Origin of the sequence: Agrococcus sp. UYP10, from assembly GCF_040547205.1 — a bacterium.
In the GTDB taxonomy this organism is placed as follows: domain Bacteria; phylum Actinomycetota; class Actinomycetes; order Actinomycetales; family Microbacteriaceae; genus Agrococcus; species Agrococcus jenensis.
This window is the reverse complement of sequence record NZ_JBEPPG010000001.1, coordinates 1,519,003-1,541,425: the sequence shown is the minus strand read 5'-3', so window position 1 is coordinate 1,541,425 and position 22,423 is coordinate 1,519,003. Positions and strand designations below refer to the sequence as shown.

Annotated in this window: 19 protein-coding genes; 5 read left to right on the top strand and 14 right to left on the bottom strand. The window is 73.3% G+C overall.

What is annotated here, in order from left to right; translation table 11 throughout:
• Positions 1–57 precede the first annotated feature (57 nt).
• From chvE to ABIB37_RS07660, 6 genes are all read right to left on the bottom strand, one after another.
• Positions 58–1,185 carry a multiple monosaccharide ABC transporter substrate-binding protein gene (chvE, locus tag ABIB37_RS07685; RefSeq protein WP_354258819.1) on the bottom strand — a complete coding sequence of 376 codons (1,128 nt, stop codon included), beginning with the start codon at positions 1,183–1,185 and terminating at the stop codon, positions 58–60.
• A gap of 74 nt (positions 1,186–1,259) precedes the next feature.
• Positions 1,260–2,780, bottom strand: coding sequence for an L-arabinose isomerase (gene araA / locus ABIB37_RS07680; RefSeq protein ID WP_354258816.1), 1,521 nt, complete (start codon positions 2,778–2,780; stop codon positions 1,260–1,262).
• On the bottom strand, positions 2,777–3,487 hold the full coding sequence (locus ABIB37_RS07675) for an L-ribulose-5-phosphate 4-epimerase (RefSeq protein WP_354258814.1): 711 nt from the start codon (positions 3,485–3,487) through the stop codon (positions 2,777–2,779). Before ABIB37_RS07675 ends, araA begins: the two co-directional genes overlap by 4 nt.
• A gap of 118 nt (positions 3,488–3,605) precedes the next feature.
• The gene (locus ABIB37_RS07670) at positions 3,606–4,613 is read right to left on the bottom strand and encodes a LacI family DNA-binding transcriptional regulator (RefSeq protein WP_354258811.1); all 1,008 of its coding nucleotides are present in this window, start codon (positions 4,611–4,613) and stop codon (positions 3,606–3,608) included.
• Positions 4,614–4,682: 69 nt separating this feature from the next.
• Positions 4,683–5,120 (bottom strand): SRPBCC family protein, encoded by a 438-nt coding sequence (locus tag ABIB37_RS07665; protein WP_354258808.1) that lies wholly within the window; start codon positions 5,118–5,120, stop codon positions 4,683–4,685.
• Positions 5,121–5,160: 40 nt separating this feature from the next.
• On the bottom strand, positions 5,161–6,324 hold the full coding sequence (locus ABIB37_RS07660) for an ROK family protein (RefSeq protein ID WP_354258805.1): 1,164 nt from the start codon (positions 6,322–6,324) through the stop codon (positions 5,161–5,163).
• Positions 6,325–6,499: 175 nt separating this feature from the next.
• On the opposite strand from ABIB37_RS07660, the gene xylA reads away from it, so the two are divergent.
• Together xylA and ABIB37_RS07650 are read left to right on the top strand one after the other, a co-directional pair.
• Positions 6,500–7,690, top strand: coding sequence for a xylose isomerase (xylA, locus tag ABIB37_RS07655; RefSeq protein WP_354258802.1), 1,191 nt, complete (start codon positions 6,500–6,502; stop codon positions 7,688–7,690).
• A 7-nt stretch (positions 7,691–7,697) separates the two neighbouring features.
• Positions 7,698–9,128 (top strand): FGGY family carbohydrate kinase, encoded by a 1,431-nt coding sequence (locus ABIB37_RS07650; RefSeq protein ID WP_354258799.1) that lies wholly within the window; start codon positions 7,698–7,700, stop codon positions 9,126–9,128.
• Here the strand turns inward: ABIB37_RS07650 and ABIB37_RS07645 are convergent.
• Genes ABIB37_RS07645 through ABIB37_RS07625 form a run of 5 tightly spaced genes read right to left on the bottom strand, consistent with a single transcriptional unit; the run spans position 9,080 to position 16,252 of the window.
• Positions 9,080–10,630 carry a glycoside hydrolase family 43 protein gene (locus tag ABIB37_RS07645; RefSeq protein ID WP_354258796.1) on the bottom strand — a complete coding sequence of 517 codons (1,551 nt, stop codon included), beginning with the start codon at positions 10,628–10,630 and terminating at the stop codon, positions 9,080–9,082. The genes ABIB37_RS07650 and ABIB37_RS07645 overlap by 49 nt on opposite strands.
• A gap of 3 nt (positions 10,631–10,633) precedes the next feature.
• A complete protein-coding gene (locus ABIB37_RS07640; protein WP_354258793.1) occupies positions 10,634–13,069 on the bottom strand; it encodes a beta-xylosidase/alpha-l-arabinosidase in 2,436 nt (811 codons plus the stop codon).
• Positions 13,066–13,938 (bottom strand): carbohydrate ABC transporter permease, encoded by an 873-nt coding sequence (locus ABIB37_RS07635; RefSeq protein ID WP_502914039.1) that lies wholly within the window; start codon positions 13,936–13,938, stop codon positions 13,066–13,068. Before ABIB37_RS07635 ends, ABIB37_RS07640 begins: the two co-directional genes overlap by 4 nt.
• Positions 13,935–14,969, bottom strand: coding sequence for a carbohydrate ABC transporter permease (locus ABIB37_RS07630; protein ID WP_123696183.1), 1,035 nt, complete (start codon positions 14,967–14,969; stop codon positions 13,935–13,937). The genes ABIB37_RS07635 and ABIB37_RS07630 overlap by 4 nt, the downstream gene beginning before the upstream one ends.
• Positions 14,966–16,252, bottom strand: a complete 1,287-nt coding sequence (locus ABIB37_RS07625; protein WP_354258790.1) for an ABC transporter substrate-binding protein — start codon at positions 16,250–16,252, stop codon at positions 14,966–14,968. Before ABIB37_RS07625 ends, ABIB37_RS07630 begins: the two co-directional genes overlap by 4 nt.
• A gap of 174 nt (positions 16,253–16,426) precedes the next feature.
• On the opposite strand from ABIB37_RS07625, the gene ABIB37_RS07620 reads away from it, so the two are divergent.
• Positions 16,427–17,473, top strand: a complete 1,047-nt coding sequence (locus ABIB37_RS07620; RefSeq protein ID WP_354258787.1) for a LacI family DNA-binding transcriptional regulator — start codon at positions 16,427–16,429, stop codon at positions 17,471–17,473.
• Positions 17,474–17,548: 75 nt separating this feature from the next.
• Positions 17,549–18,904, top strand: a complete 1,356-nt coding sequence (locus ABIB37_RS07615) for an MFS transporter (protein ID WP_354258785.1) — start codon at positions 17,549–17,551, stop codon at positions 18,902–18,904.
• An 18-nt stretch (positions 18,905–18,922) separates the two neighbouring features.
• Here the strand turns inward: ABIB37_RS07615 and ABIB37_RS07610 are convergent, their stop codons facing one another.
• The gene (locus ABIB37_RS07610; protein WP_354258782.1) at positions 18,923–19,369 is read right to left on the bottom strand and encodes a hypothetical protein; all 447 of its coding nucleotides are present in this window, start codon (positions 19,367–19,369) and stop codon (positions 18,923–18,925) included.
• A 256-nt stretch (positions 19,370–19,625) separates the two neighbouring features.
• On the opposite strand from ABIB37_RS07610, the gene ABIB37_RS07605 reads away from it, so the two are divergent.
• Positions 19,626–20,111: a hypothetical protein gene (locus ABIB37_RS07605; RefSeq protein ID WP_354258779.1), complete on the top strand. Its 486-nt coding sequence runs from the start codon at positions 19,626–19,628 to the stop codon at positions 20,109–20,111.
• 16 nt (positions 20,112–20,127) lie between these two features.
• On the opposite strand, the gene galK is transcribed toward ABIB37_RS07605, so the two are convergent.
• Together galK and galT are read right to left on the bottom strand one after the other, a co-directional pair.
• On the bottom strand, positions 20,128–21,282 hold the full coding sequence (galK, locus tag ABIB37_RS07600) for a galactokinase (protein ID WP_354258776.1): 1,155 nt from the start codon (positions 21,280–21,282) through the stop codon (positions 20,128–20,130).
• Positions 21,275–22,423, bottom strand: coding sequence for a galactose-1-phosphate uridylyltransferase (gene galT, locus ABIB37_RS07595; RefSeq protein ID WP_354258773.1), 1,149 nt, complete (start codon positions 22,421–22,423; stop codon positions 21,275–21,277). Before galT ends, galK begins: the two co-directional genes overlap by 8 nt.

Sequence of the window (22,423 nt, the reverse complement as noted above, 5' to 3'; positions counted from 1 at the left end):
TTCCGATGCCGATGGGTGATGGTGCGGGGCGGGGGCTCGCGCCCCCGCCCCGGACCGTCAGGAGAGCTCGTCCTCGGTGTAGTACTCCGAGTCGATGAGCACTTCCTCGTAGTTGTCGACCGTCACGATGGTCGACTCGAGCAGGTACGACGGCACGATGTGGTCGCCGTTGTCGTAGGTCTCCGTGTCGTTGACCTCCGGCTCGTCGCCGTGCAGGATCGAGTCGACCATGGTCACGGCCTGCTCAGCGAGCAGTCGCGTGTCCTTGAAGATCGTCGAGTACTGCTCGCCGGCGATGATCGACTGCACCGAGCCGACCTCAGCGTCCTGACCGGTGATGACCGGCAGGGCGTCGGTCGAGTAGCCACCCGACGTGAGCGCCGAGATGATGCCGATCGAGAGGCCGTCGTAGGGCGAGAGCACGCCGTCGAGCTTCGTGTCGCCGATGACGGTGAGGATGTTCTCCATGCGCTCCTGCGCCGTCTCGGGCAGCCAGCGGAGGATCGCCGCCTGCTCGAAGTCGACCTGGCCGCTGGGGACCACGAGCACGCCCTCGTCGATCAGGGGCTGCAGTACGCTCATCGCGCCCTCCCAGAAGAACGTGGCGTTGTTGTCGTCCGGGCTGCCGGCGAAGAGCTCGACGTTGAGCGGGCCAGCCTCGTCGGTGCGCTCGCCGCTCTCGTCCACCAGGCCGAGGCCGGTCAGCAGGCTCGTCGCCTGCTGCACGCCCACCTGGAAGTTGTCGAACGTCGTGTAGTAGTCGACGTTCGGGCTGCCGTTGATGAGGCGGTCGTAGGCGATGACCGGGATGCCGGCGTCGCCGGCCTGCGCCAGCACGTCGGTGAGGGTGGTGCCGTCGATCGAGGCGATGATCAGGGCCTCAGCGCCCGAGGAGATCATGTTCTCGATCTGCGAGACCTGCGTGGGGATGTCGTCGTTCGCGTACTGCAGGTCGACGGTGTAGCCCATCTCCTCCAGCTGCGAGCGGACGTTGTCGCCATCGGCGATCCAGCGCTCCGACTGCTGCGTCGGCATGGCCACGCCGACGATCTGGCCCGTGCCGCCGGGCTCCTGTGCCCCGTCGGACGCAGCCGGCTCTGCGGTGCCGCCACGGCCGCAGCCGGTCGCGACGAGCGCGATCACGCCTGCAGCGGCGACAGCGCCGAGGATGCGGTGCTTCTTCACTGTGGTTCCTTTCATGGGGTGCCGCGATGCGGCGGGTTGGTGCGACCGGGACGGTCGCGGCAAGGGTCGGGGCGTCAGCCGAGGCCCTGTGCGAGTCGGTGGTAGGCGGCGTTCCAGCGCACCTCGCGCTCGAAGCCGTCCTTCGTGGTGGTCTCGTCGATGGCGAGGAACTCGATGCCGGACTGGCGGGCGAATTCGCGGAAGGCGTCGATGCCGACCTGCGTCGACATGACGGTGTGATGGGCGGCGCCGGCGGTGAGCCAGGCGGTGGCGGAGGTCGCCAGGTCCGGCGCGGGGCGCCACACGGCGTGCCCGACCGGGAGCTTCGGCATCGGGTGCGGCAGCGCGACGTTCTCGACCGCGTTCGCGGTCATCCGGAACCGCTCGCGCATGTCGCTGAGCGCGACGACGACGGCCGGGCCGGCGTCGGCCGTGAAGACGAGCCGCACCGGGTCGTCCTTGCCGCCGATGCCGAGCGGGTGCACCTCGAGGCGCGGGCGCGCCGTCGTGAGGCTCGGGCTCACCTCGAGCATGTGCGCGCCCAGGATCACCTCCTCGCCCTCGACCAGGTGGTACGTGTAGTCCTCCATGAGGCTCGCGCCGCCCGGCAGGCCGGCGCCCATGTGCGCGGCCGCGTGCACGAGGATCGCCGTCTTCCAGTCGCCCTCCGCGCCGAAGCCGTAGCCGTCGGCCATCAGGCGCTGCACCGCGAGCCCGGGCAGCTGCGGCAGCGACCCGAGGTCCTCGAAGCTCGTGGTGAAGGCGCCGAACCCGCCTGCCTCGAGGAAGCCGCGGAGGCCCACCTCGATGCGGGCGCCGTCGCGCAGCGACTCGTGGCGCGCGCCGCCGGGGAGCAGCTCGTCGGCGACGTCGTAGCTCGCGACGTACTCGTCGACGAGCGCGTCGACCGCGGCGTCGTCGGCCGCGGCGACGGCATCCGCGAGCTCGTTGACGCCCCAGGTGTTGATCTGCGTGCCGAGGCGGATCTCGGCCTCGGTCTTGTCGCCCTCGGTGACCGCGACGAAGCGCATGTTGTCGCCGAAGCGCGCGACCTTGAGCGACCGCACCGCGGCGGTGCCGAGCGCGGCGCGCGACCAGGTGCCGATCTCGGCGCGGACGCGGGGCGCCGAGGCGTGGCCCACGACGATCGTGCGCGGCACGCCGAGGCGCGCGGCGAGGTAGCCGAACTCGCGGTCGCCGTGCGCCGCCTGGTTCAGGTTCATGAAGTCGAAGTCGATCTCGTCCCAAGGCAGCGCCACGTTGTGCTGCGTGTGCAGGTGCAGCATCGGCTTCGCGAGCGCCTCGAGGCCGGCGATCCACATCTTCGCCGGGCTGAAGGTGTGCATCCAGGCGATCACGCCGATCACGGAGTCGTCGGCGTTGGCCTCGAGCGCGGCGCGGCGGATCGCGTCCTGCGAGGTCAGCACCGGGCGCCACTCGACCGTCACGGGGATCTCGTCGGCCTCCGCGAGGAGCGCCGCGACCTCCTGCGACTGGGCCGCGACCTGCGCGAGCGTCTCCTCGCCGTACAGCCCCTGGCTGCCGGTGAGGAACCAGACGGTCCGCGTCGTGGGGTCGGGGATGATGCTGGTCACTGCGTCTCCTCCATGGCCGAAGCCTCCTGCTGGCCGTACACGTGCTGGTAGCGGTCGAAGAGCGCGTCGATCGCCGCCGGGTCGATGGGGATCGTCGCGCCGCCCTGCCGTGCGAGGTGCATCGTGCGCGCGACGTCCTCGCACATGACGGCGGCCTTGACCGCGTCGCGCGCGTCGCTGCCGATCGTGAAGGGGCCGTGGTTCTGCATGAGCACGGCGCGCGACCGGTGGCCGGTGAGCGTCTCGACGATGCCGCGGCCGATCGAGTCGTCGCCGATGATCGCGAACGGGCCGACGGGGATCTCGCCGCCGAACTCGTCGGCCATCGCGGTGATGTGGCACGGGATCGACTCGCCGCGCGCGGCCCACGCGGTCGCGTAGGTCGAGTGCGTGTGGACGACGCCGCCCACCTCGGGCATGTGCCGGTAGACGTAGGCGTGCGCCGCGGTGTCGCTCGAGGGCGATCGCTCGGAGCCCTCGCTGCCGGGGACGACGACGCCGTCGAGGTCGCACAGGATCATCGACGCGGGCGTCAGGTCGTCGTAGTCGACGCCGGACGGCTTGATGACGAAGAGGTCCTCCCCCGGCACCCGGCCGGAGACGTTGCCGCCGGTCCAGACGACCAGGCCGTACCGGACGAGCTCCGCGTGCAGCGCGGCGACCTGCTCGCGCACAGCAGCGACCGCGTCATCTCGGCTCGTTCCCATGGGACTCCGTCGTCTCGTGCGGCGGCTGCCGCGATGCAATGGGTGACACTGTATGCGAAACGGTCACATGCATGCCACTCCGTGGCCGAACCGTGACCTTCGGCGTGGCGGCGAGTCTTCAGCCGGGGCGCGCGACCGAGGCGCGGGTCACGAGCACGGGCGGGATCCGCAGGTGCACGAGCCCCGCCCGGCCCGCCAGGTCGTCGAGCAGCACGCGCATGGCGGCGGCGCCGACCTCCTCGAACTCCTGCCGCACGGTCGTGAGCGGCGTCGGGAAGTGCGCCGCCTCCGGCACGTCGTCGAAGCCGACGATCGACACGTCGCCCGGCACGTCGAGGCCGGCGTCGCGGCACGCGTGCATGAGGCCGAGCGCCATCTGGTCGTTGCCGACCACGATCCCCGTCGCCCCGAGCGCGAGCACGCGCGCGCCGACCGCGTGGCCGGAGTCCGGCGTCCAGTCGCCCTCGACGGTGCCGACGAGCTCGAGGCCGAGCTCCGCGATGCGCTCCTCGGTGCCGGACGTGCGCGCGGTCGCGTCGATCGAGCCGCTCGGCCCGCACAGCTGGGCGATGCGACGGTGACCGAGGCTCGCGAGGTGGTCGATCGCCATGCGCGCGCCGAGCCGCTGGTCGATGGCGACGCTGTGCCCCGAGGCGAGGCCGGTCGGCTCGAGGGTGACGTAGGGCACCTCCACGCGGAGCTGCGCGAGCGCCTCGAGCATCGCGGTCTCGGCGACCGAGACGACGAGCGCGTCGACGCTCGTCTCCCGCAGGAACGTGACGCCCGCGGCGAGGTCCTCGACGCTGCCGGTGGCGGCGTTCGTGAGCGCGATCCGGTACCCCGCGTCGCGTGCCGCCATCTCGATCGCGATCTGCTGCGCCTGTGGCCCGTAGTGGGTCGTGGGGAGCGTGAGGAGCCCGATGGTCTGCGAGCTGCGTCGCACGAGCGCGCGCGCCGCGGCGTTCGGCCGGTAGCCGAGCTCGACGATGGCCGCCTCGATCCGCGCGAGGGTCTCGGGGCGGATGTTGGGATGCCGGTTCAGCGCGCGCGAGACCGTCTGATAGCTGACCCCGGCGACCGCCGCGACGTCGCGGATGTTCGGTCGCCTCCGCTCTCCGGACGCCATCGCCCCTCCGCTCGCTGCATGCTGAGCCCCAAGCATCGCACGAAGTGACCGTTTCGCATCCGACCGCCGTCAGTCGTCGAGCAGCTCCTCGAGCCGCGTGAGGATGTCGCTCCAGCCCTGCTCGAGCTGCTCGAGCTCGTCCGCGGGCCCGGTCTGCGTCACCCGCACGAGCGTGCCGCCGTCGAGCTCCTCGAGCTCGACGGTGACGAGCTGCGTCGCGGCGGTGCCGTCGCCGCCGAGCCAGTCCCACGTCTGCACGATGCGCTCCCCCTCGAGCAGCTCGACGTACGTGCCCTGCACGCCGATGCCGCCCTCGGCCGTGCGGATGCGGTACCAGCCGCCCTCCTGGGCGTCGAGCTCGTAGCGCGTGTCGTCGAACTGCGGCCACCACCACTGCCGCAGGCCGTCGGCCGTGGTCCAGAGCGCCCACACCGCGTCGGTCGTCGCGGCGACGAAGCCGGTCACCTCGACCCGCTGCCCGCCGTCGTGCTCGCTGTCGAGTGCCATGCCGCAACGCTAGCCGCACTCGGGCCCGCGCCGTCGCGCGTCACGTGCCGAGCGGATCGTCGAGGAGCCCGCGGAACGCGAGCTGCGCGGCGCCGATGAGCAGCCGGTCCTCGCCGAGCGCGCCGCGCACCACCACGAGCGACTCGGCCATGGGCGGCATGAGCTGGGCGCGGAGCGCCGCGAGCAGCGTCTCGGGCTGCTCCGCGAAGAGCGCGCCGAGGAACCCGCCGAGCACCACCGCCTCGGGGTCGAACGCGTTGACCGCGTTCCGCAGCCCGATCGCGAGCCGCCGCAGCTGCTCGGCGACGAAGGCGTCGACCTCTGGGCTCGCCGCCTCCCGCAGCGCCGCGCTCACGTCCGGCAGGTCGAGGCGGTCGCGGCCGAGCACGCTGAGCAGCAGGTCGAAGCGCACCTCGGTCTCGAGGCAACCGGTCGCGCCGCAGCGGCAGCGCTCGCCGCGCGGGTCGACGAGCGTGTGCCCGAGCTCGGCCGCGAAGCCGTGCGCGCTCGCCGGCGCGCTGCCGCCGAGGCGCACGCCGGAGCCGATGCCGGAGGGCCCGCCGTGCAGGTACACGAGGCTCGAGACCCCTCGGCCGGCGCCGAACGTCGACTCCGCCGCGGCGCCGAGGTTCGCGTCGTTGTCGGCGAACGCGGGCAGGCCGGTGCGATCGGCGAGCAGGCGCGCGATCGGCTCGTCGACCCAGCCCGCGTGCGGCACCATCCGCACGAGCCCGTCGGCGGCGCTCACGAGCCCCGGCACCGCGGCGCCGATGCCGAGCACGCGGGCGCCCGAGAGCGCCGGCGCGAGCGAGTCGACGAGCCTGCCGACGATCTCGACGGTCGCCGCCGCCGAGGGCTCGGCCGCGTACTCGTGGCGGATGCGGTGCGCGACGGCGCCGTCGAGGCCCACCACCGCGACCGTCACCGCGTCGGCCTCGACGCCTGCGCCGATCGCCACGACGTGGGCCGACGCGTGGACGACGGGCGACGGCCTGCCGACGCCGCCCGTGCCGGTCGGATCGCGCTCGACGACGAGCCCTGCGGCCTCGAGCGAGGCCACGAGGTCGGCGATCGTCGAGCGGCTGAGGCCCGTGCGTCGCGTGAGCGCGGCGCGCGACGCTGCGCCCTCCTCGTGCACGAGCCGCAGCACGCGCGAGAGGTTGGCGCGGCGCAGCTCGCGCGAACCGGTGTGCGCCTGCGTCATGTCGCTCCTTCGGAGTCGGGCCGCTCGCATGCTACGGCCGCGCGGCGGATCTCACCGGGTGCGCCCGGCTCGTGCGCCTGATATGTTTCCGTCCAGAACATTCTAAGTCGTCGACGCTGACGGTCCTTGCCTGAGGCGCGACGCATCCTGCGACGAAGCATGGAAGGCACCGCTCATGGCCACCAATCCCACCCCCGACGACCGCTTCTCCTTCGGCCTCTGGACCGTCGGGTGGACGGGCAACGACCCGTTCGGCCCGCCGACCCGCCCCGACCTCGACGTCGTGGAGGCCGTCGAGCGCCTCGCCGGCCTCGGCGCGTGGGGGCTCACGTTCCACGACGACGACCTGTTCCCCTTCGGCTCGAGCGACGCCGAGCGGCAGCAGCAGATCGACCGGCTGCGCGGCGCGCTCGACGACACCGGGCTCGTCGTGCCGATGGTCACGACGAACCTGTTCTCGCACCCCGTCTTCAAGGACGGCGGCTTCACGAGCAACGACCGCTCGGTCCGCCGCTTCGCCCTGCGCAAGGTGCTGCGCAACATCGACCTCGCCGCCGAGCTCGGCGCGCAGACCTTCGTCATGTGGGGCGGCCGCGAGGGCGCCGAGTACGACTCCGCGAAGGACGTGCAGGCCGCGCTCGCCCGCTACCGCGAGGCCGTGAACCTGCTCTCGGAGCACGTCGTCGAGCGCGGCTACGACATGCGCTTCGCGATCGAGCCGAAGCCGAACGAGCCGCGCGGCGACATCCTGCTGCCGACGCTCGGGCACGCCCTCGCGTTCATTGCGACGCTCGACCGGCCCGATCTCGTCGGGGTCAACCCCGAGGTGGGGCACGAGCAGATGGCCGGGCTCAACTTCACCGCCGGCATCGCGCAGGCGCTCGAGCACGGCAAGCTCTTCCACATCGACCTCAACGGGCAGCGCGGCATCAAGTTCGACCAGGACCTCGTCTTCGGCCACGGCGACCTGTTCAACGCGTTCTCGCTCGTCGACCTGCTCGAGCACGGCTCGCCGACCGGCGGCCCCGCCTACGACGGGCCGCGGCACTTCGACTACAAGCCGTCGCGCACCGAGGACTACGACGGCGTGTGGGCGTCGGCCGCCGCGAACATGCGCAACTACCTGCTGCTCAAGGAGCGCGCCCAGTCGTTCCGCGCCGACCCCGAGGTGCAGACCGCGCTCTCGGCCGCGAAGGTCGACGAGCTGCGCACCCCGACGCTCGCTGAGGGCGAGTCGATCGCCGACCTCGTCGCCGACCGCAGCGCGTTCGAGGACTTCGACGCCCAGGCCTACTTCGGCGGCAAGGGCGCCGGCTTCGTGCACCTGCAGCAGCTCGCGACCGAGCACCTGCTCGGCGCGCGCTGACCCGCGCATGACCCTCGTCGCGGGCGTCGACTCCTCGACGCAGTCGTGCAAGGTGGTCGTCCGCGACCTCGAGACCGGGGCGACGGTGCGCGCGGGTCGTGCACCCCACCCCGACGGCACGGCCGTGGACCCCGAGCGGTGGTGGGAGGCGCTGCTCGCCGCGGTCGCCGACGCCGGCGGCCTCGACGACGTCGCCGCGATCTCGGTCGGAGCGCAGCAGCACGGCATGGTGGCCCTCGACGACCGCGGCGAGCCCGTGTTCGACGCGCTGCTGTGGAACGACGTGCGCTCCGCGGCCGCGGCCGCCGCGCTCGTCGACGAGCTCGGCGCCGAAGCGCTCGCGCGGCGCACCGGCGTCGTGCCGGTCGCGTCGTTCACGATCGCGAAGGTGCGCTGGCTCGCCGACGCGCACCCCGAGCTCGCGGCGCGCGTCGCCGCGATCGCGCTCCCCCACGACTGGCTCACCTGGCGGCTGCGGGGCTTCGGGCCCGCAGCCCCCGAGCTGTCGGCGCTCACGACCGACGCCTCCGACGCCTCCGGCACCGGGTGGACGACGGTCGACGGGGAGCACGACCGCACGCTGCTCGGTGCGGCGCTCCGCCGGGACGCGAGCGACGTGGTGCTGCCGCGCGTGCTGCCGGCAGGGGCGACCGCGGGCGTCACGGCAGCGCATCCCGGCATCCCCGCGGGGCTCGCGATCGGCGTCGGCTGCGGCGACAACGCCGGCGCCGCGCTGGGGCTCGGCGCAGCGGATGGCGACGTGATCGTCTCGCTCGGCACCTCGGGCGTCGTGACGGCCGTGACGCGCGCGTTCGCCCCGGATGCGACGGGCACCGTCGCCGGCTTCGCCGACGCCTCCGGGCTGCGGCTGCCGCTCGTCGCGACGCTCAACGCGGCGCGCGTGCTCGACGCCGCCACGCGCCTGCTCGGCGTCGACCACGCGACGCTCGGCGAGCTCGCGCTCGCCGCGCCCGCCGGCGCCGGCGGCCTCGTGCTGCGGCCCTACCTCGAGGGCGAGCGCACGCCGAACCTGCCGACCGCGACCGCGACCCTGTACGGCATCACGAGCCGCTCGCTCACGCGCGAGGGGTTCGCGCGCGCGTCGATCGAGGGCATGGTGTGCGGGCTCGCCGACGGGCTCGACTCGCTCGAGCGGCTCGGCGTGGAGCCGCGCCGCGTGCTGCTCATCGGCGGCGCGGCGCAGTCGCCCGCCGTGCAGCGCGTCGCGGCAGCCGTGCTCGGCCGCCCGATCGCCGTGCCGACGCCGGGCGAGTACGTCGCCGCCGGCGCCGCGGTGCAGGCGGCGTGGGCACTCACCGGCGCTCGGCCATCCTGGGCCGTCGAGGCGGCGACCGTCGTCGAGCAGCCGCGGCCGGAGGTGCGCGCGGCCTACGCCGCGACACCCGCCGACCCGATCGGCGACGCGGCCGGCCGGTAGTCGAGCGCCCCGAAGCGGGCCCCGGCACCGGCCGCGCCGACGGCGGCGATGCCGATCCAGACGCCGAGGAAGCCGCCGGTCGACGCCGTGTCGAGCGTGCGGGCGTCGACGGTCGCGACCACGTCGCCGTCGACGAGCAGCCGGTAGTCGCTGCCGCGCGCGCGGACGCCGAGCAGCGCCGCGCCGGCGTCCAGGTCGACGGCGCCGACCTCCGTCTCCTCGCCTGCGAGGCGGTGCACAGCGCGCACGCGCGAGCCTGCGCCGCGCCGCTCGACGAGCAGCGCGACGTGGTCGTCCTCCGACTGGCGGATCACGAGGCCGGCGGCGGCGCCGTCAGCGACGTGCTCGACGCGCACGGCGACGTCGAGCTCGCGGTGCTGCTGCCGCACGCCCAGGAAGGCGGGTGTCCCGGGGTCGCCGAGGCCGTCCTCGGTCGCCCGGAGCGACCAGCCCTCGCCGTCGGGCGTCGCGAACGACGCGGCGAAGCCGCGCACGCTCGTCCAGCGCGGGTCTTCGGGCAGGACGGCGCCCGCCGAGCGCGAGTCCGGCTGCCAGACGCCAGGCGTCAGCTCCACGCCGAGCTCGACCGTGGCGGGCACGCGCCCCTCCCCGGGCGCGAACACGGGCCAGCCGTCCTGCCACTCGACGGGGCACAGGAAGGTCTCGCGGCCGAGCGGGTGCCGGTGGCCGTCGTAGGGGCGGGTGCCGAGCAGCACCGCCCACCAGCGCCCGTCGGGCGCCTGCACCAGGTCGGCGTGGCCGACCGCCTGCACCTCGGCGCCGTGCCCGAGCTGCCGGTGCGTGAGCACGGGGTTGGCGGGCGAGCCGACGAACGGGCCGGTCGGGTGCTCGGCCCGCGCGATGCACACCGCGTGCTCGAACGCCGTGCCGCCCTCCGCGGCGAGCAGGTAGCACGTGCCGTCGATGCGCAGGAGGTGCGGACCCTCGGCCCACACGGCGCCGCGCACGGCACCGGTCCACACGACGTGCTCCTCGCCGACGAGCCGCCCCTCGGCGAGCGAGAGCTCGCGCACCCAGACCTCCGTCTGGTGGTGCCACTCGGGCTCGGCGACGAGGCGCGTGCCGTGCATCCACACCCGGCCGTCGTCGTCGAACAGCAGCGACGGGTCGATGCCCGCCACGTCGATCCAGATCGGCTCGCTCCACGGGCCGGCCGCGTCGTCGGCGGTGACCAGGAACGTGCCGCCGCGCTCGCCGTCCGCGGGATCGACGAGCGTCGTGACGATCCAGAACCGCTCGCCGTCGTGCCGGATCGTGGGCGCGAAGATGCCGCCGGACGAGCGGATGCCGGCCAGGTCGACCATCCCGGGCCGGTCGAGCACGTGGCCGATCGTCTCCCAGGTCGCGAGGTCGCGCGACCGCATCACGGGCATGCCGGGCAGCAGCTCGAACGTGGACGTGACGAGGTAGTGCCACTCCCCCACGCGGCAGATCGAGGGGTCGGGGAAGCAGCCCGGCAGGATCGGGTTCGCGACCGGCACGCGTCAGCCGATCGTCACGTCGACGATGCGCCGGTCGCCGGGGCCTACCTCGTGCACGGGCCCGGTGAGCGTCAGCCGCGCGCGAGCCGTCGCGGTGCCGGGGATCGCGATCGCCTCGCTCCGCCGCGCGTTCGAGATGACGCCCTGCGACGGGTCGTCCTCGTCGGACCGCGGTGCGGAGGCCGCCGCGTGCGACGCGATCCACACCTCGACCTCGCCGGGCTCGACGACCCGCACCATCCGCCGATCGGTGAACGAGAAGCGGCGCGCGGGCACGGTGAGCTCGACGCGCGCCGAGGTGCCGGGGGCGAGCGAGACGCGCGCGTAGCCCAGCAGCTGCACGAGCGGCCGCGGGATCGAGCCGACGAGGTCGCGGCCGTAGAGCTGCACGACGTCGTCGCCGGCGCGGTCGCCCGTGTTCGTGACGACGACGGATGCGCGGAACGCGCCGTCGGTCGGTGCCGTCGCGTCGACCTGGAGGTCGGTGTACGAGAACGACGCGTACGAGAGGCCGAAGCCGAACGGGCGCAGCGGCGTCGGGTCGGCGGTCGTCACGTCGGACGGCCCGCCGAGCCGCGCGTGCGCGTAGGTGTAGGGCTGGGCGCCCGTGGTGCGCGGCAGCGAGACCGGGAGCCGGCCGGACGGCGAGGCGGCACCGGTGAGCACGTCGGCGATCGCCTCGCCGCCCGCCTCCCCGGGGAAGAACGCCTGCAGCACGGCGGCGGGTGCCGCATGGCCCTCGAGCGCCCACGGCACCGCGTAGGGCCTGCCGGTGAGGAGGACGAGCACGACGGGCGTGCCGGTCGCGACGACCGCCTCCACGAGCTCGCGCTGCCTGCCCGGCAGCTCGAGCGAGGCGACGTCGTTGCCCTCCCCGACGGTGCCGCGGCCGAAGAGCCCCGCGTCGTCGCCGACGACGACGACCGCGACTTCGGCGCGCGCCGCGGCGGCCGCGGCGTCCGCGATGCCGTGCGCGTCGCCGTCCTCGATGCCGACCCCCTGGACGGCCTCGATGGCGCTGCCGGGGAGCGCCGCCGCGAGCGCCTCGCGGACGGTGGGGATCGCGAAGCCGGGCTCGACGCCCGGGTGGTGCGCGAGCACGTGGTTGGCGAAGGAGTAGCAGCCCTGCAGCGCCTCGGACCGGTCGGCGTTGGGGCCGATGACCGCCACACGCGCGGGTGCCGCGAGCGGGAGCGTGCCGTCGTTGGCGAGCAGCACGAGCGACTCCGCGGCGAGGCTGCGGGCGATGGCGCGGTGCCGCGGCGAGTCGAGGTCGATCGTCGCCGGCGCGTCGTCGGCGAAGGCATCGGGCTCGAGCAGCCCGAGCTCCTCCTTCTGCGCGAGCACGCGCAGCACGGCGCGATCGACGTAGGCCTCGTCGAGCTCGCCGGCGCGGATGCGCGCGGCGAGCGGGCCGAGGAACGCGTCGCCCGTCGGCAGCTCGACGTCGATGCCGGCGATGAGCGCCTGCGCCGCCGCCTCGCCGCGGTCGGCGGCGATGCCGTGCATGACCTCGAGGAACGCCACCGAGAAGTAGTCGGAGACCACCACGCCGTCGAAGCCGAGCTCGCCGCGCAGCACGTCGGTGAGCATCCGCTCGTCGGATGCCACGGGGATCCCGTCGACGTCGGTGTAGCTGTTCATCACGGAGCGCGCGCCGCCGTCGCGGATGGCCATCTCGAAGGGCGGCAGGTAGGTGTCCGCGATCTCGCGCGGCCCCGCCGAGACGGGCGCGTGGTTGCGGCCCGCGTTCGAGGCGCTGTAGCCGACGAAGTGCTTGAGCGTCGCGTGCACGCCGGCGCCCTGGAGGCCGCGCACGTAGGCGCTGCCGACGGTGCCGACGAGGTACGGGTCCTCGCCGATGCACTCGTCCACCCGGCCCCAGCGGGGGTCGCGGACGACGTCGAGCACGGGTGCGAGGCCCTGGTGGATGCCGAGGCTGCGCATCGAGTCGCCGATCGCGCGCCCCATCTCCTCGACGAGCGCCGGGTCGAACGCAGCGCCCCAGGCGAGCGGCGTGGGGAAGGTCGCCGCCTTCCACGCCGCGAGCCCCGTGAGGCACTCCTCGTGCACGATCGCGGGGATGCCGAGCCGCGTCTCGCGCTGGAGCCGCCGCTGCTCGGCGACGAGCCACGCGGCGCGCGCCGCGGGCTCGACGGGTCGCGTGCCGTAGACGCGGGTGTAGTGGCCGATCCCGTGCTCGGTGATCGAAGCGAGCGACGCGCCGGCCGCCGCGCTCGCCATCTCCCCCTGCATCGGGGCGACGACGCTGCCGCCCTGGTCGAGCCAGTAGCCGACGAGCTGGGCGAGCCGCTCCTCGAGCGTCATGCGGGCGTGGAGCTCCCGCACCCGCTCGGAGACGAGCGGGCTCGCGGGAAGGGCAGTCGCCCGTCCGACGTCGGCGAGCGGTGCGCCGCTCGTGTGCACGGTGGTGGTCATCCCTTGATCGCTCCCGTCAGGCCGCCGACGATGCGGCGCTCGAAGATGCTGAAGAACACGAGTGCCGGCACCGTGGAGAGGGCGGTGAAGGCCATCACGCGCGCGGTGTCGACGGAGTACTGCGACGAGAAGTTCTGCACCCCGAGCGGCAGCGTGTAGAGGTTCGGGTCGTTGAGGATGAAGAGCGGCAGCATGTAGCCGTTCCACGAGCCGACGAACGCGAGGATGCCGGTCGTGATGACGCCCGGCAGGCTGAGCGGCACGACCATCCGGAAGAAGAAGCCGAGCCGGCTCGCGCCGTCGATCGCCGCCGCCTCCTCGAGCTCCACCGGGATCGCCCGGAGGAACGGCACGAGGATGATGATCGTGACCGGCAGCGCGAAGGCGATCTGCGGCAGGATCACGCCGGCGAGCGTGTTCGTGAGGCCGAGGTTGCGCACCAGCAGGTAGAGCGGCGTGATCGCGACCGTGACGGGGAACATGAGGCCCGCGGCGAAGAGCGCGTACATGGCGCCCTTGCCGACGAACTCGTAGCGGGCGAGCACGAAGCTCGCCATGAGGCCGAGCGCGACGACGCCGACCGCGGTCGCGACGCCGACGACGGCGGAGTTGCCCATCGTCTGCCAGAAGCTGCCGCTCGCGAGCACCTCGAGGTAGTTCGTGGCGACCCAGGGGCTCGGGAAGCCGGACGGGCTCGTGGTGATCTGCGAGTTCGTGCGGAAGCCGCCCAGGATGATGTAGAGCACCGGTCCCATGCAGATCGCGATGAGCACGATCGAGCACAGGTAGACGAGCGGGCTGCCCCAGGCGGCGACGCGTCGGTTCGGGCGCCGCAGCGCGGGTCGTGCGGGGAGGATCGAGGTCGTCACGGTCGCGGCTCCTTCGTGCTGGATCCGGCCATGCCGGTGAGGGCCCCCTCGGTGTCGCGACGCAGCACGAAGCGCTGGTAGCCGAGCGCGATGGCGAGGGAGATGATGAAGAGCACGACGGCGACGGCGTTGCCGTAGCCGTAGCTGCCGGCCATGTGGCCGTTGAGGTACATGTACGTCGCCATCGTCGACGTCCCCGCGGTCGCGGAGACGTACTGGCCCCAGATGATGTTGACGAGGTCGAACAGCTGCAGCGACCCGATGATCGACAGGAACGCCCAGATGCGGATCGTCGGCCCGAGCAGCGGCAGCGTGATGCTGCGCTGCATCTGCCAGAACGACGCGCCGTCGATCGACGCCGCCTCGTAGAGCTCGTCGGGGATCGACTGCAGGCCCGCGAGCATGAGGATCACCGCGAAGCCGATGTACTTCCACGTGATGATCACCATGAGCGTCCAGAGGGCGATCTGCGGGTCGGCGATCCAGGAGTTGCGCAGCGCATCGAGCCCGACGCTCGAGAGCAGGTCGTTGACGGCGCCGCGGTCCTGGAGCATGAGGCTCCAGCCCGTGCCGACCACGACCTCCGAGATCACGTACGGCACGAAGATGAGCACGCGGATGATCGAGCGGCCGCGGATGCGCTGGTTGAGCAGCAGCGCGAAGAGGACCGCGAGCGGCCCTTGCAGCGCGAGGGAGGCGACGACGATGAACAGGTTGTGCGCGACGGCGTCGCGGAAGGTCGAGTCGCCGAGGATCGTGACGTAGTTCTGCAGCCCGACGAAGTCGGTCGGGGCGCCGAAGCCGTTCCAGCGGAAGAAGCCGTAGAAGGCCGCCATCAGCACCGGCACGATGACGAAGAAGACGAAGACGCCGACCGCGGGCCCCGCGAGCAGCAGGATCTCCGCGCGCTTCCGCCAGTCCGTCCGCCCGCGGCGCGGGCCCCGCGGGGCCGGGGCCGACGCCTGGGCGTCGACCTCCGGCTCCGCGGATCCCTGGCGCACCGGCGCGACGGACGCCGCCGCGGTGCTCACCCTCGCTGTGCTGCGGTCGTGACGGCGTCGACGATGCCCTGCGGCGTGCCGTTGCCCGCGAGCAGCTCGACGACCGCCGTGTTGAGCGAGTTGCCGATGTTCTGGCCGAGCAGCGTGTCGAGCCAGACGACCACGTAGTCGGCCGACTCGTAGGCCTCGACGAGCGGCTCGAGCGCCGGGTCCTCGACGGCCGTCTGCGCCTCGGACGAGGCGGGGATGGTGTCGAACGCCTCGGCGTAGCCGGCCTGCGACTCGGGCGAGGCGATGAAGTTCAGGAACGCCTCGCACGCCGTCGGCGCGTCGTTCGCGCACGAGTAGCCGTCGACGCCGCCCATCATCGCGGAGGGCGAGCCAGCGCCGCCCTCGACCTCCGGGAACGGGAACCAGCCCAGGTCGGCGAGCGGCTGCTGGTCGGGCGTGAGCCCGCCGATGACACCGACGTTCCAGCCGCCCATGAGCTCCATGCCCGCCTGGTGGTTGGCGATGAGGCCCGCGGAGGAGCCGGCGCCCTCCTGCGCGGCGGTCGTGAGGAAGCCCTCGTTGAAGGGCTCGGTCGCGGCGAACTCGGCCAGGTCCTCGCCCGCGGCGAGCCAGCACGCGTCGCTGAAGTCGAGCGTCGAGGCGATCGACTCCATGACCTCCTGGCTGCACTCGCGCAGCGCGAAGAAGTAGTACCAGTGGGCGGCGGGCCATGCGGCCATGCCGCCGAGCGCGATCGGCTCGACGCCGCTCTGCTCGAGCGCGCCGACGGCGTCGTCCAGCTCCGACATCGTGGCGGGCGTGCCGTCGATGCCGGCGTCGGCGAAGAGGTCCTCGCTGTAGAAGATGCCGCCCGGCAGCACCGCGACCGGCATGCCGTAGATGGCGCCCTCGACCGTGAAGGCGCTGAAGACGCCCTCGCCGTAGTCGCTCGACACGTCCTCCGAGATGAGGTCGGTGAGGTCGCGCACGGCGCCCGCGCCGACGATGTCGGCGAGCTTGCCGCCGCCGCGCGCCATGAAGATGTCGGGCATGTCGCCCGAGTTCACGGCGGTCTGCAGGCGGCCGTCCATGTCCTCGTTCTGGATCGACTGGATCTCGATGGTGACGCCCTCGTTCGCCGCCTCGAAGGCAGCGACCCGGTCCTCCCAGTAGGCCTTGCCGTCGCCGGTCGTGGAGTTGTGCCAGAAGGTCATCGTCACCTCGCCCCCGGATGCCGCAGGGTCGCCTTGCGCGCCCGAGCAGCCGACGAGGGCGGTGACCCCCGCGATGGCTGCGAGCGTCAGCACGGTGCGTGATTTCATGGCAGTGCTCCTCGTCATTGAGTGGTGTGCCCCGCACCTGCGATCGCTGATCCGCGGTGCGCGTGCTGATGACGATGGCACCGGCGCGAGCACTTGTCAAACGTTTTCGATAACGTTTTCGCAACCCGGCCGTCGAGCGACGTCGGCGGGCTCCGGCTCCGCTATGGTCGGCACGTGACGACAGCATCCGACGTCTTCGGCGACTCCGGCGATGGCCGGGTCACGATCACGGACGTCGCGCGCAGCGTCGGGGTCTCGGTCGCCACGGTGTCGAAGGTCGTCAACGGCCGCTACGGCGTCGCGCCCGGCACGATCGCGCGCGTGCAGGCCGCGATCGCCGAGCTCGGCTACGAGACGTCGCTCGTCGCGCGCAGCATGCGCGGGCAGAGCACGGGCAACATCGGCGTGCTCGTCTCGGAGTTCGAGTCGTACTCGACCGAGCTCCTCAAGGGCATCTCGGAGGCCGTCGCGGGCACCGGGTACGGTCTCCTCGCGTACGCCGGACGCCGCGACGACGTCACCGAGGTCGGCTGGGAGCGGCGCTCGCTCTCGCGACTCGCCCGCACCCTCTTCGACGGCGCCATCGTCGTCACGCCGTCGACGCTCATCACCGGCAGCTTCGGCATCCCGATCGTCGCGGTCGACCCGCACTCGGGCCCGGAGGGACCGCACACCGTCGACTCCGACAACCGCACGGGCGCTCGGCTCGCGACCGAGCACCTGCTCGCGCTCGGGCACCGCCGCATCGGGCTGCTCGGGGGCCGTGAGGACCTCGAGTCGGCGCGGATGCGCGAGGCGGGCTGGCGCGAGGCGCTCGACGCCGCGGGCGTCGTGCCGGACCCCGCGCTCGTGCGCGTCGTCGGCTACCGCCCCGACCTCGCCGAGCAGGCCGCGCGCGAGCTGCTCGCGCTCCCCGCCGACGTGCGACCGACCGCGATCTTCGCCGCGAACGACCGCTCCGCCCTCCCCGTGCTCGAGGTCGCCGCCGAGTTCGGCATCCGCGTGCCGCACGACCTGTCGGTCATCGGCTACGACGACATCCCGGAGGCGGCGATCGCGAGCCCGCCGCTCACGACGATCGCGCAGCCGCTGCACGACATGGGCCGCTCGGCGCTCGCCCTCATGCTCGACCTGCTCGAGGGCCGCGAGACCGAGCGCCACCTGCGGCTGCCGACGCGGCTCGTCGAGCGCAGCACCACCGCGCCCCTCGCCCGGCCGTAGCCGATCGCCCGCGGCCGCGCGTCGCGCCGGGCACTATCGTGGTGGCATCCGCGCCGCCGCCCGAGAGGCCTCCGCATGACCGCGCTGCCCACTGCCGGCGAGCTGACCCGCTCCGAGCGGCTCGACCGCCTCCCCTTCACGCGCAAGCACGGCCGCCTGCTCGGCACCGCCGGCATCGGCTGGGCGCTCGACGCCATGGACGTCGGCCTCGTCTCGTTCGTCATCGCGGCGCTCGTGCAGCAGTGGGGCCTCTCGACGACCGAGACGAGCTGGATCGCGTCGATCGGCTTCGTCGGCATGGCGATCGGCGCGACGGTCGGCGGGCTGCTCGCCGACCGCATCGGCCGCCGCAGCGTCTTCGCGCTCACGCTCATCGTCTACGGCCTCGCGACCGGCGCCTCCGCGCTCGTCGGCTCGCTCGCGGCGCTGCTCGTGCTCCGCTTCGTCGTGGGGCTCGGCCTCGGGGCGGAGCTGCCGGTCGCCTCGACGCTCATCAGCGAGTTCGCGCCCAAGCGCATCCGCGGCCGCGTCGTCGTCTGGCTCGAGGCGTTCTGGGCGGTCGGGTGGATCGCGGCAGCGGTGATCGGCACGTTCGTGGTCGGCGCGTCCGACGACGGCTGGCGCTGGGGGCTCGCGATCGGCATGGCGCCCGCGATCTTCTCGATCGTCGTGCGCTGGGGCATGCCCGAGTCGGTGCGCTACCTCGAGGCCAAGGGGCGGCTGCCCGAGGCGGAGCGCACCGTGCGCGGGTTCGAGGAGGCCGCGGGCGTGCCGGTGGCCGCTTCGGCCGGCCCCGGCGCCGGCGCCCCGGCTGCGGATGCGGCTGCGACCGGCACGTCGGCGCCCCGCACCTCGATCTGGTCGCGCGAGCTGCGCGGCCGCACGGTCGCCCTCTGGGTCGTGTGGTTCTGCATCAACTTCTCGTACTACGGCGCGTTCATCTGGATCCCGTCGCTGCTCGTCGCACAGGGGTTCTCGCTCGTGCGCTCGTTCGAGTTCACGCTCATCATCACGATCGCGCAGCTGCCCGGCTACGCGGTCTCCGCGTTCCTGATCGAGAAGTGGGGCCGCAGGCCGACGCTCACGGTGTTCCTGGTCGGATCGGCGCTCGCCGCCGCCTGGTACGGCACCGCCTCGACGGAGGCGATGATCATCGCCGCGGGCTGCACGCTGTCGTTCTTCAACCTCGGCGCCTGGGGCGCGCTCTACGCGATCGGGCCGGAGCTCTACCCGACCGACGTGCGCGGCACGGGCACCGGCGCGGCCGCCGGCTTCGGCCGCATCGCGTCGATCCTCGCGCCGCTCGCGGTGCCGCTGCTGCTGGGCGCGGGTGGCACGATCGCGCTGTTCGGCGTCTTCGCCGCGGCGTTCGCGGTCGCCGCGATCGCGGCGTGGACGCTCCCCGAGCGCCGCGGCCGCCCGCTCGACTGAGCGGGGTGGTCACGAGCGCTACTCGCGCACCGCGATCTCCGCCAGCCGTTCAGCGCCGTCGATGAGCGCAGCCCGCAGGGGGCCATCTCCGAGCCTCCATGCGGTCGATGCGAAGACGGCAGCCCCGGCGATGCGAGCACCATTGAGCGCCCACGGCTCGGGATGAGGTCCTTCCTCGGGAGCCGGCCCGGAACCGGGCCGCGGCCACTTCCCGGGCCAGGGAGTCCCGCACCACTCATCGATCAGTTGCGACAGCCATCCCACCGGATCCTCGCCGCGAACGTCCGCCTCGATCGCCAGCTGCGCCACCCGGCGCGCCATCGAGATCCCCTCCACTACCAAGCGATCTGCGGCTGACGGCTCCGCCGCCAGGCGGTGTGGAGGGAAGACGTCGTAGACCTCAGGTCTCGACCTGGCCAGGATCGCCAGCACCTTCACCGTCTGACTTGCATCGACCCATGGCATCGCTGCCTCCTCGCCGTTGTGTGGTGCGGTCGGGCCGCCCGTCGGTGAGTATGCTCCGCCAGCTGGTTCCGCACCAGGGGTGTTCCCGTGCGCCGCCATCGAGCGCATAGCGCCAGGTTTGCAGCGGTGCCGGGTCCCCAACGAAGGGAGATGTGTGCAGCACGCGTGATGCAGCAGATCCTGACGGTGTCTCATTGTGAGCACGGCGTCGCTCTCGCGTCCCGGCCGCAGAGATCGACGCGACGAGGAGCAGCCCATGTCGAGCCCGCATATCCCACAGCACGTGCAACCGCTGGTCGACTGGTGCCTCGAGCCGGCACAGACTCCGGAGGCGACGCGATGCCTCTACTTCGCGTGGATGCAGGAGCCCGGCGACCTCTGGGGCTGCTACACCGGCCTGTTGTTCTTCCGGCCGCCGACGACAACCAGCAACAGTCGCCCGCGATTCGTCGGCTGGGGCATGCTGACCCCTACAGCCAACAGCAGGGCGACGATCCCACCGCCCCCGCTGCACGTCTGGTTTGCGCGCCTCAACATCCGTCTCGACTCGCGCTACCTGATCGCCGGGGTCACGTTCCACGAAGTGGCGGCCGGGCAGGCGGGGACTGCATCACCGGTGGACGCCGATGCGACGGCGACGTCGGAGCTCGACGTGCAGGCCCCATCGAGCGGCGGTCACTGGACGCTCGGCGGGCGTCAACTACAACTCACGAAGACCACGGTGGGCCTGCACCCAGCGTGACGCCGAATCGGCGGGGTCAGGCGTCCGGGTCGCGGCGGGCGCCCTGCGACGCCCGCACCGTGAACGCGACCGGACGGGCGTGGCCGGCCGCCTCGACGGCATCCGCGACCTCGGCGCCGATGCGCGCCGACTCGGCCGCGTCGACGAGCGCGATGGCGGCGCCGCCGAAGCCGCCGCCGGTGAGCCGGGCCCCGAGCGAGCCGGCCGCGAGCGCGGCCTCGACGGCCGCGTCGATCGCCGGCACGGAGTCCTCGAAGTCGTCGCGCTGCGAGACGTGCCCGTCGGTCAGGATGGGCCCGATCTCGCGCGGCCGGCCGTCGCGCACGAGCGCGGCGACGCGGGCAGCACGATCGGTGTCGGTGACGATGTGGCGCATCCGCCGGTGCACGTGCGCGGGCATGCGGTCGGCCCACGCCTCGACGTCGTCGACCGCGATCTCGCGCAGCGTCGGCACGCCCGCGATGCGCGCGGCCTCCTCGCACTCGCGACGCCGCTCGCCGTAGCCGCCGGTCGCGTGGTCGTGGCGCACGAGCGAGTCGATCACCAGGATCTCGAGGCCCGCCGCCTCGAAGCCGAGCGGCACCTGCTCTGCGGTGTCGGCGCGGAAGTCGAGCAGCACCGCGTGGTCGCGCTCGGCGAGCAGCACGGCGGACTGGTCGAGCGTGCCGGTCGGCGCACCGACCACCTCGTTCTCGACGAGCTGGCCGAGCCGCACCATCTCGCCGCGCGGGATGCCGAGGCCCCAGAGCTCGTCGAGCGCGACGAGCGCGGCCGACTCGAGCGCGGCGGACGACGAGACGCCGACGCCGACGGGCACGTCGCTCGAGACGAGCGCGTCGAAGCCGACACCCTCGACGGCGCGCTCGCGGCGCAGCACGTGCACGACGCCCAGCAGGTAGCGGCTCCATCCGGTCGCCTCGCCCGCCGTGGCGAGCGTCGCGGTGACGATGCCGCCGCCGTCGTCGGCCTGCGCCTGCGCGGAGTCGGTCGCGACGCGCACGACGTCGTCGTCGCGCAGCCGCACCGCGACGCGCGTGCGGCGGTCGATGCCGAACGGCAGCGCGAGGCCGCCGTTGTAGTCGGTGTGCTCGCCGATCAGGTTGACGCGGCCGGGTGCCGACCAGATGCCGTCGGGCTCCGCGCCGAACGCGGCCGCGAACGCGTCACGCATCCGCGGCTCCGGTCGTGGCGAGCGGCTCGACCGGGCGGGCCTCGTCGGCCTTCGCGATCGCGTCGCGCAGCCGCGCGGCGCCGTCCTCGGGGCTGATGTCGGCGACCCACGCGCCCATCGCAGCCTCGGAGCCGGCGAGGAACTTCAGCTTGTCGGCGGCCCTGCGCGGGCTCGTCACCTGCCAGGTGAGCCGCACGTCGTCGCGGTGCCGCCCGACCGGCGCCTGCAGCCAGCCGGCGATGTAGGGCAGCGGCGCGTCGTGGAGCGCATCGAGTCCGCGCGCGATGCGCAGCGTCAGCACGGCGAGCTCGTCGCGCTCGGCGTCGGTCGTCTCGGCGAGGTCGGGCACGTGCCGGTGCGCCATGAGCTGCACCTCGACCGGCCAGCGGGCCGCGAACGGCACGAACGCGGTGAAGTGCTCGCCCGCGATCAGCACGCGCGGCCCGGTCGCCTCGCTGTCGAGCAGGTCGGCGAAGAGCCCCTGCCCGTACGCCTCGACCGACTGGCAGATGCGGCGGATGCGCTGCGGCACGTAGGGGTAGCCGTAGATCTGGCCGTGCGGGTGGTGCAGCGTCACGCCGATCTCGACGCCGCGGTTCTCGAACGGGAACACCTGCGCGATCCCGGGCACGGCGGAGAGCGCCCGCGTGCGCTCCGCCCACGCCTCGACGACGGTGCGGGCGCGGAGCGTCGACTGGGTGCCGAAGGAGCCCGCGTGGTCGGGGCTGAAGCACACGACCTCGCAGCGTCCGATCGCGGGCCGCGCGGCCCCGAGCGCGATCGGCACCTCGACGGCGAGCTCCGGCAGGTCGTCGGCTGCGGTGCCCGGCCCGAAGGACGGCGACCGGTTCTCGAAGACGGCGACGTCGTAGCCGTCCGGGATCTCGCTCGGGTTCGTGGGCGACTGCGGGGCGAGCGGGTCGAACTCGGCGGGCGGCAGGTGCACGCGGCCCTGGCGCGCGGTCGCGACCGTGACCCACTCCGCGCTCAGGGCGTCGAAGCGCATCGTCGGCGTCTGCGGGCGCGGGTCGAGGGCGCGGCTGTCGGCCCGGCGCTCGCGCGCCGGCGTCCCGGGATCGTCGAAGTAGACGATCTCCCGCCCGTCGGCGAGCAGGTCGGAGGTCTGACGGATGCGGCTCAC

Bases quoted from the DNA above. Each gene is read 5' to 3' on its own strand.
- ABIB37_RS07640 (WP_354258793.1), bottom strand. From the start codon at position 13,069: ATGACCACCACCGTGCACACGAGCGGCGCACCGCTCGCCGACGTCGGA.
- ABIB37_RS07605 (WP_354258779.1), top strand. From the start codon at position 19,626: ATGTCGAGCCCGCATATCCCACAGCACGTGCAACCGCTGGTCGACTGG.
- ABIB37_RS07615 (WP_354258785.1), top strand. From the start codon at position 17,549: ATGACCGCGCTGCCCACTGCCGGCGAGCTGACCCGCTCCGAGCGGCTC.
- galK (WP_354258776.1), bottom strand. From the start codon at position 21,282: ATGCGTGACGCGTTCGCGGCCGCGTTCGGCGCGGAGCCCGACGGCATC.
- ABIB37_RS07650 (WP_354258799.1), top strand. From the start codon at position 7,698: ATGACCCTCGTCGCGGGCGTCGACTCCTCGACGCAGTCGTGCAAGGTG.
- ABIB37_RS07625 (WP_354258790.1), bottom strand. From the start codon at position 16,252: ATGAAATCACGCACCGTGCTGACGCTCGCAGCCATCGCGGGGGTCACC.
- ABIB37_RS07665 (WP_354258808.1), bottom strand. From the start codon at position 5,120: ATGGCACTCGACAGCGAGCACGACGGCGGGCAGCGGGTCGAGGTGACC.
- ABIB37_RS07660 (WP_354258805.1), bottom strand. From the start codon at position 6,324: ATGACGCAGGCGCACACCGGTTCGCGCGAGCTGCGCCGCGCCAACCTC.
- ABIB37_RS07675 (WP_354258814.1), bottom strand. From the start codon at position 3,487: ATGGGAACGAGCCGAGATGACGCGGTCGCTGCTGTGCGCGAGCAGGTC.
- ABIB37_RS07610 (WP_354258782.1), bottom strand. From the start codon at position 19,369: ATGCCATGGGTCGATGCAAGTCAGACGGTGAAGGTGCTGGCGATCCTG.
- xylA (WP_354258802.1), top strand. From the start codon at position 6,500: ATGGCCACCAATCCCACCCCCGACGACCGCTTCTCCTTCGGCCTCTGG.
- ABIB37_RS07670 (WP_354258811.1), bottom strand. From the start codon at position 4,613: ATGGCGTCCGGAGAGCGGAGGCGACCGAACATCCGCGACGTCGCGGCG.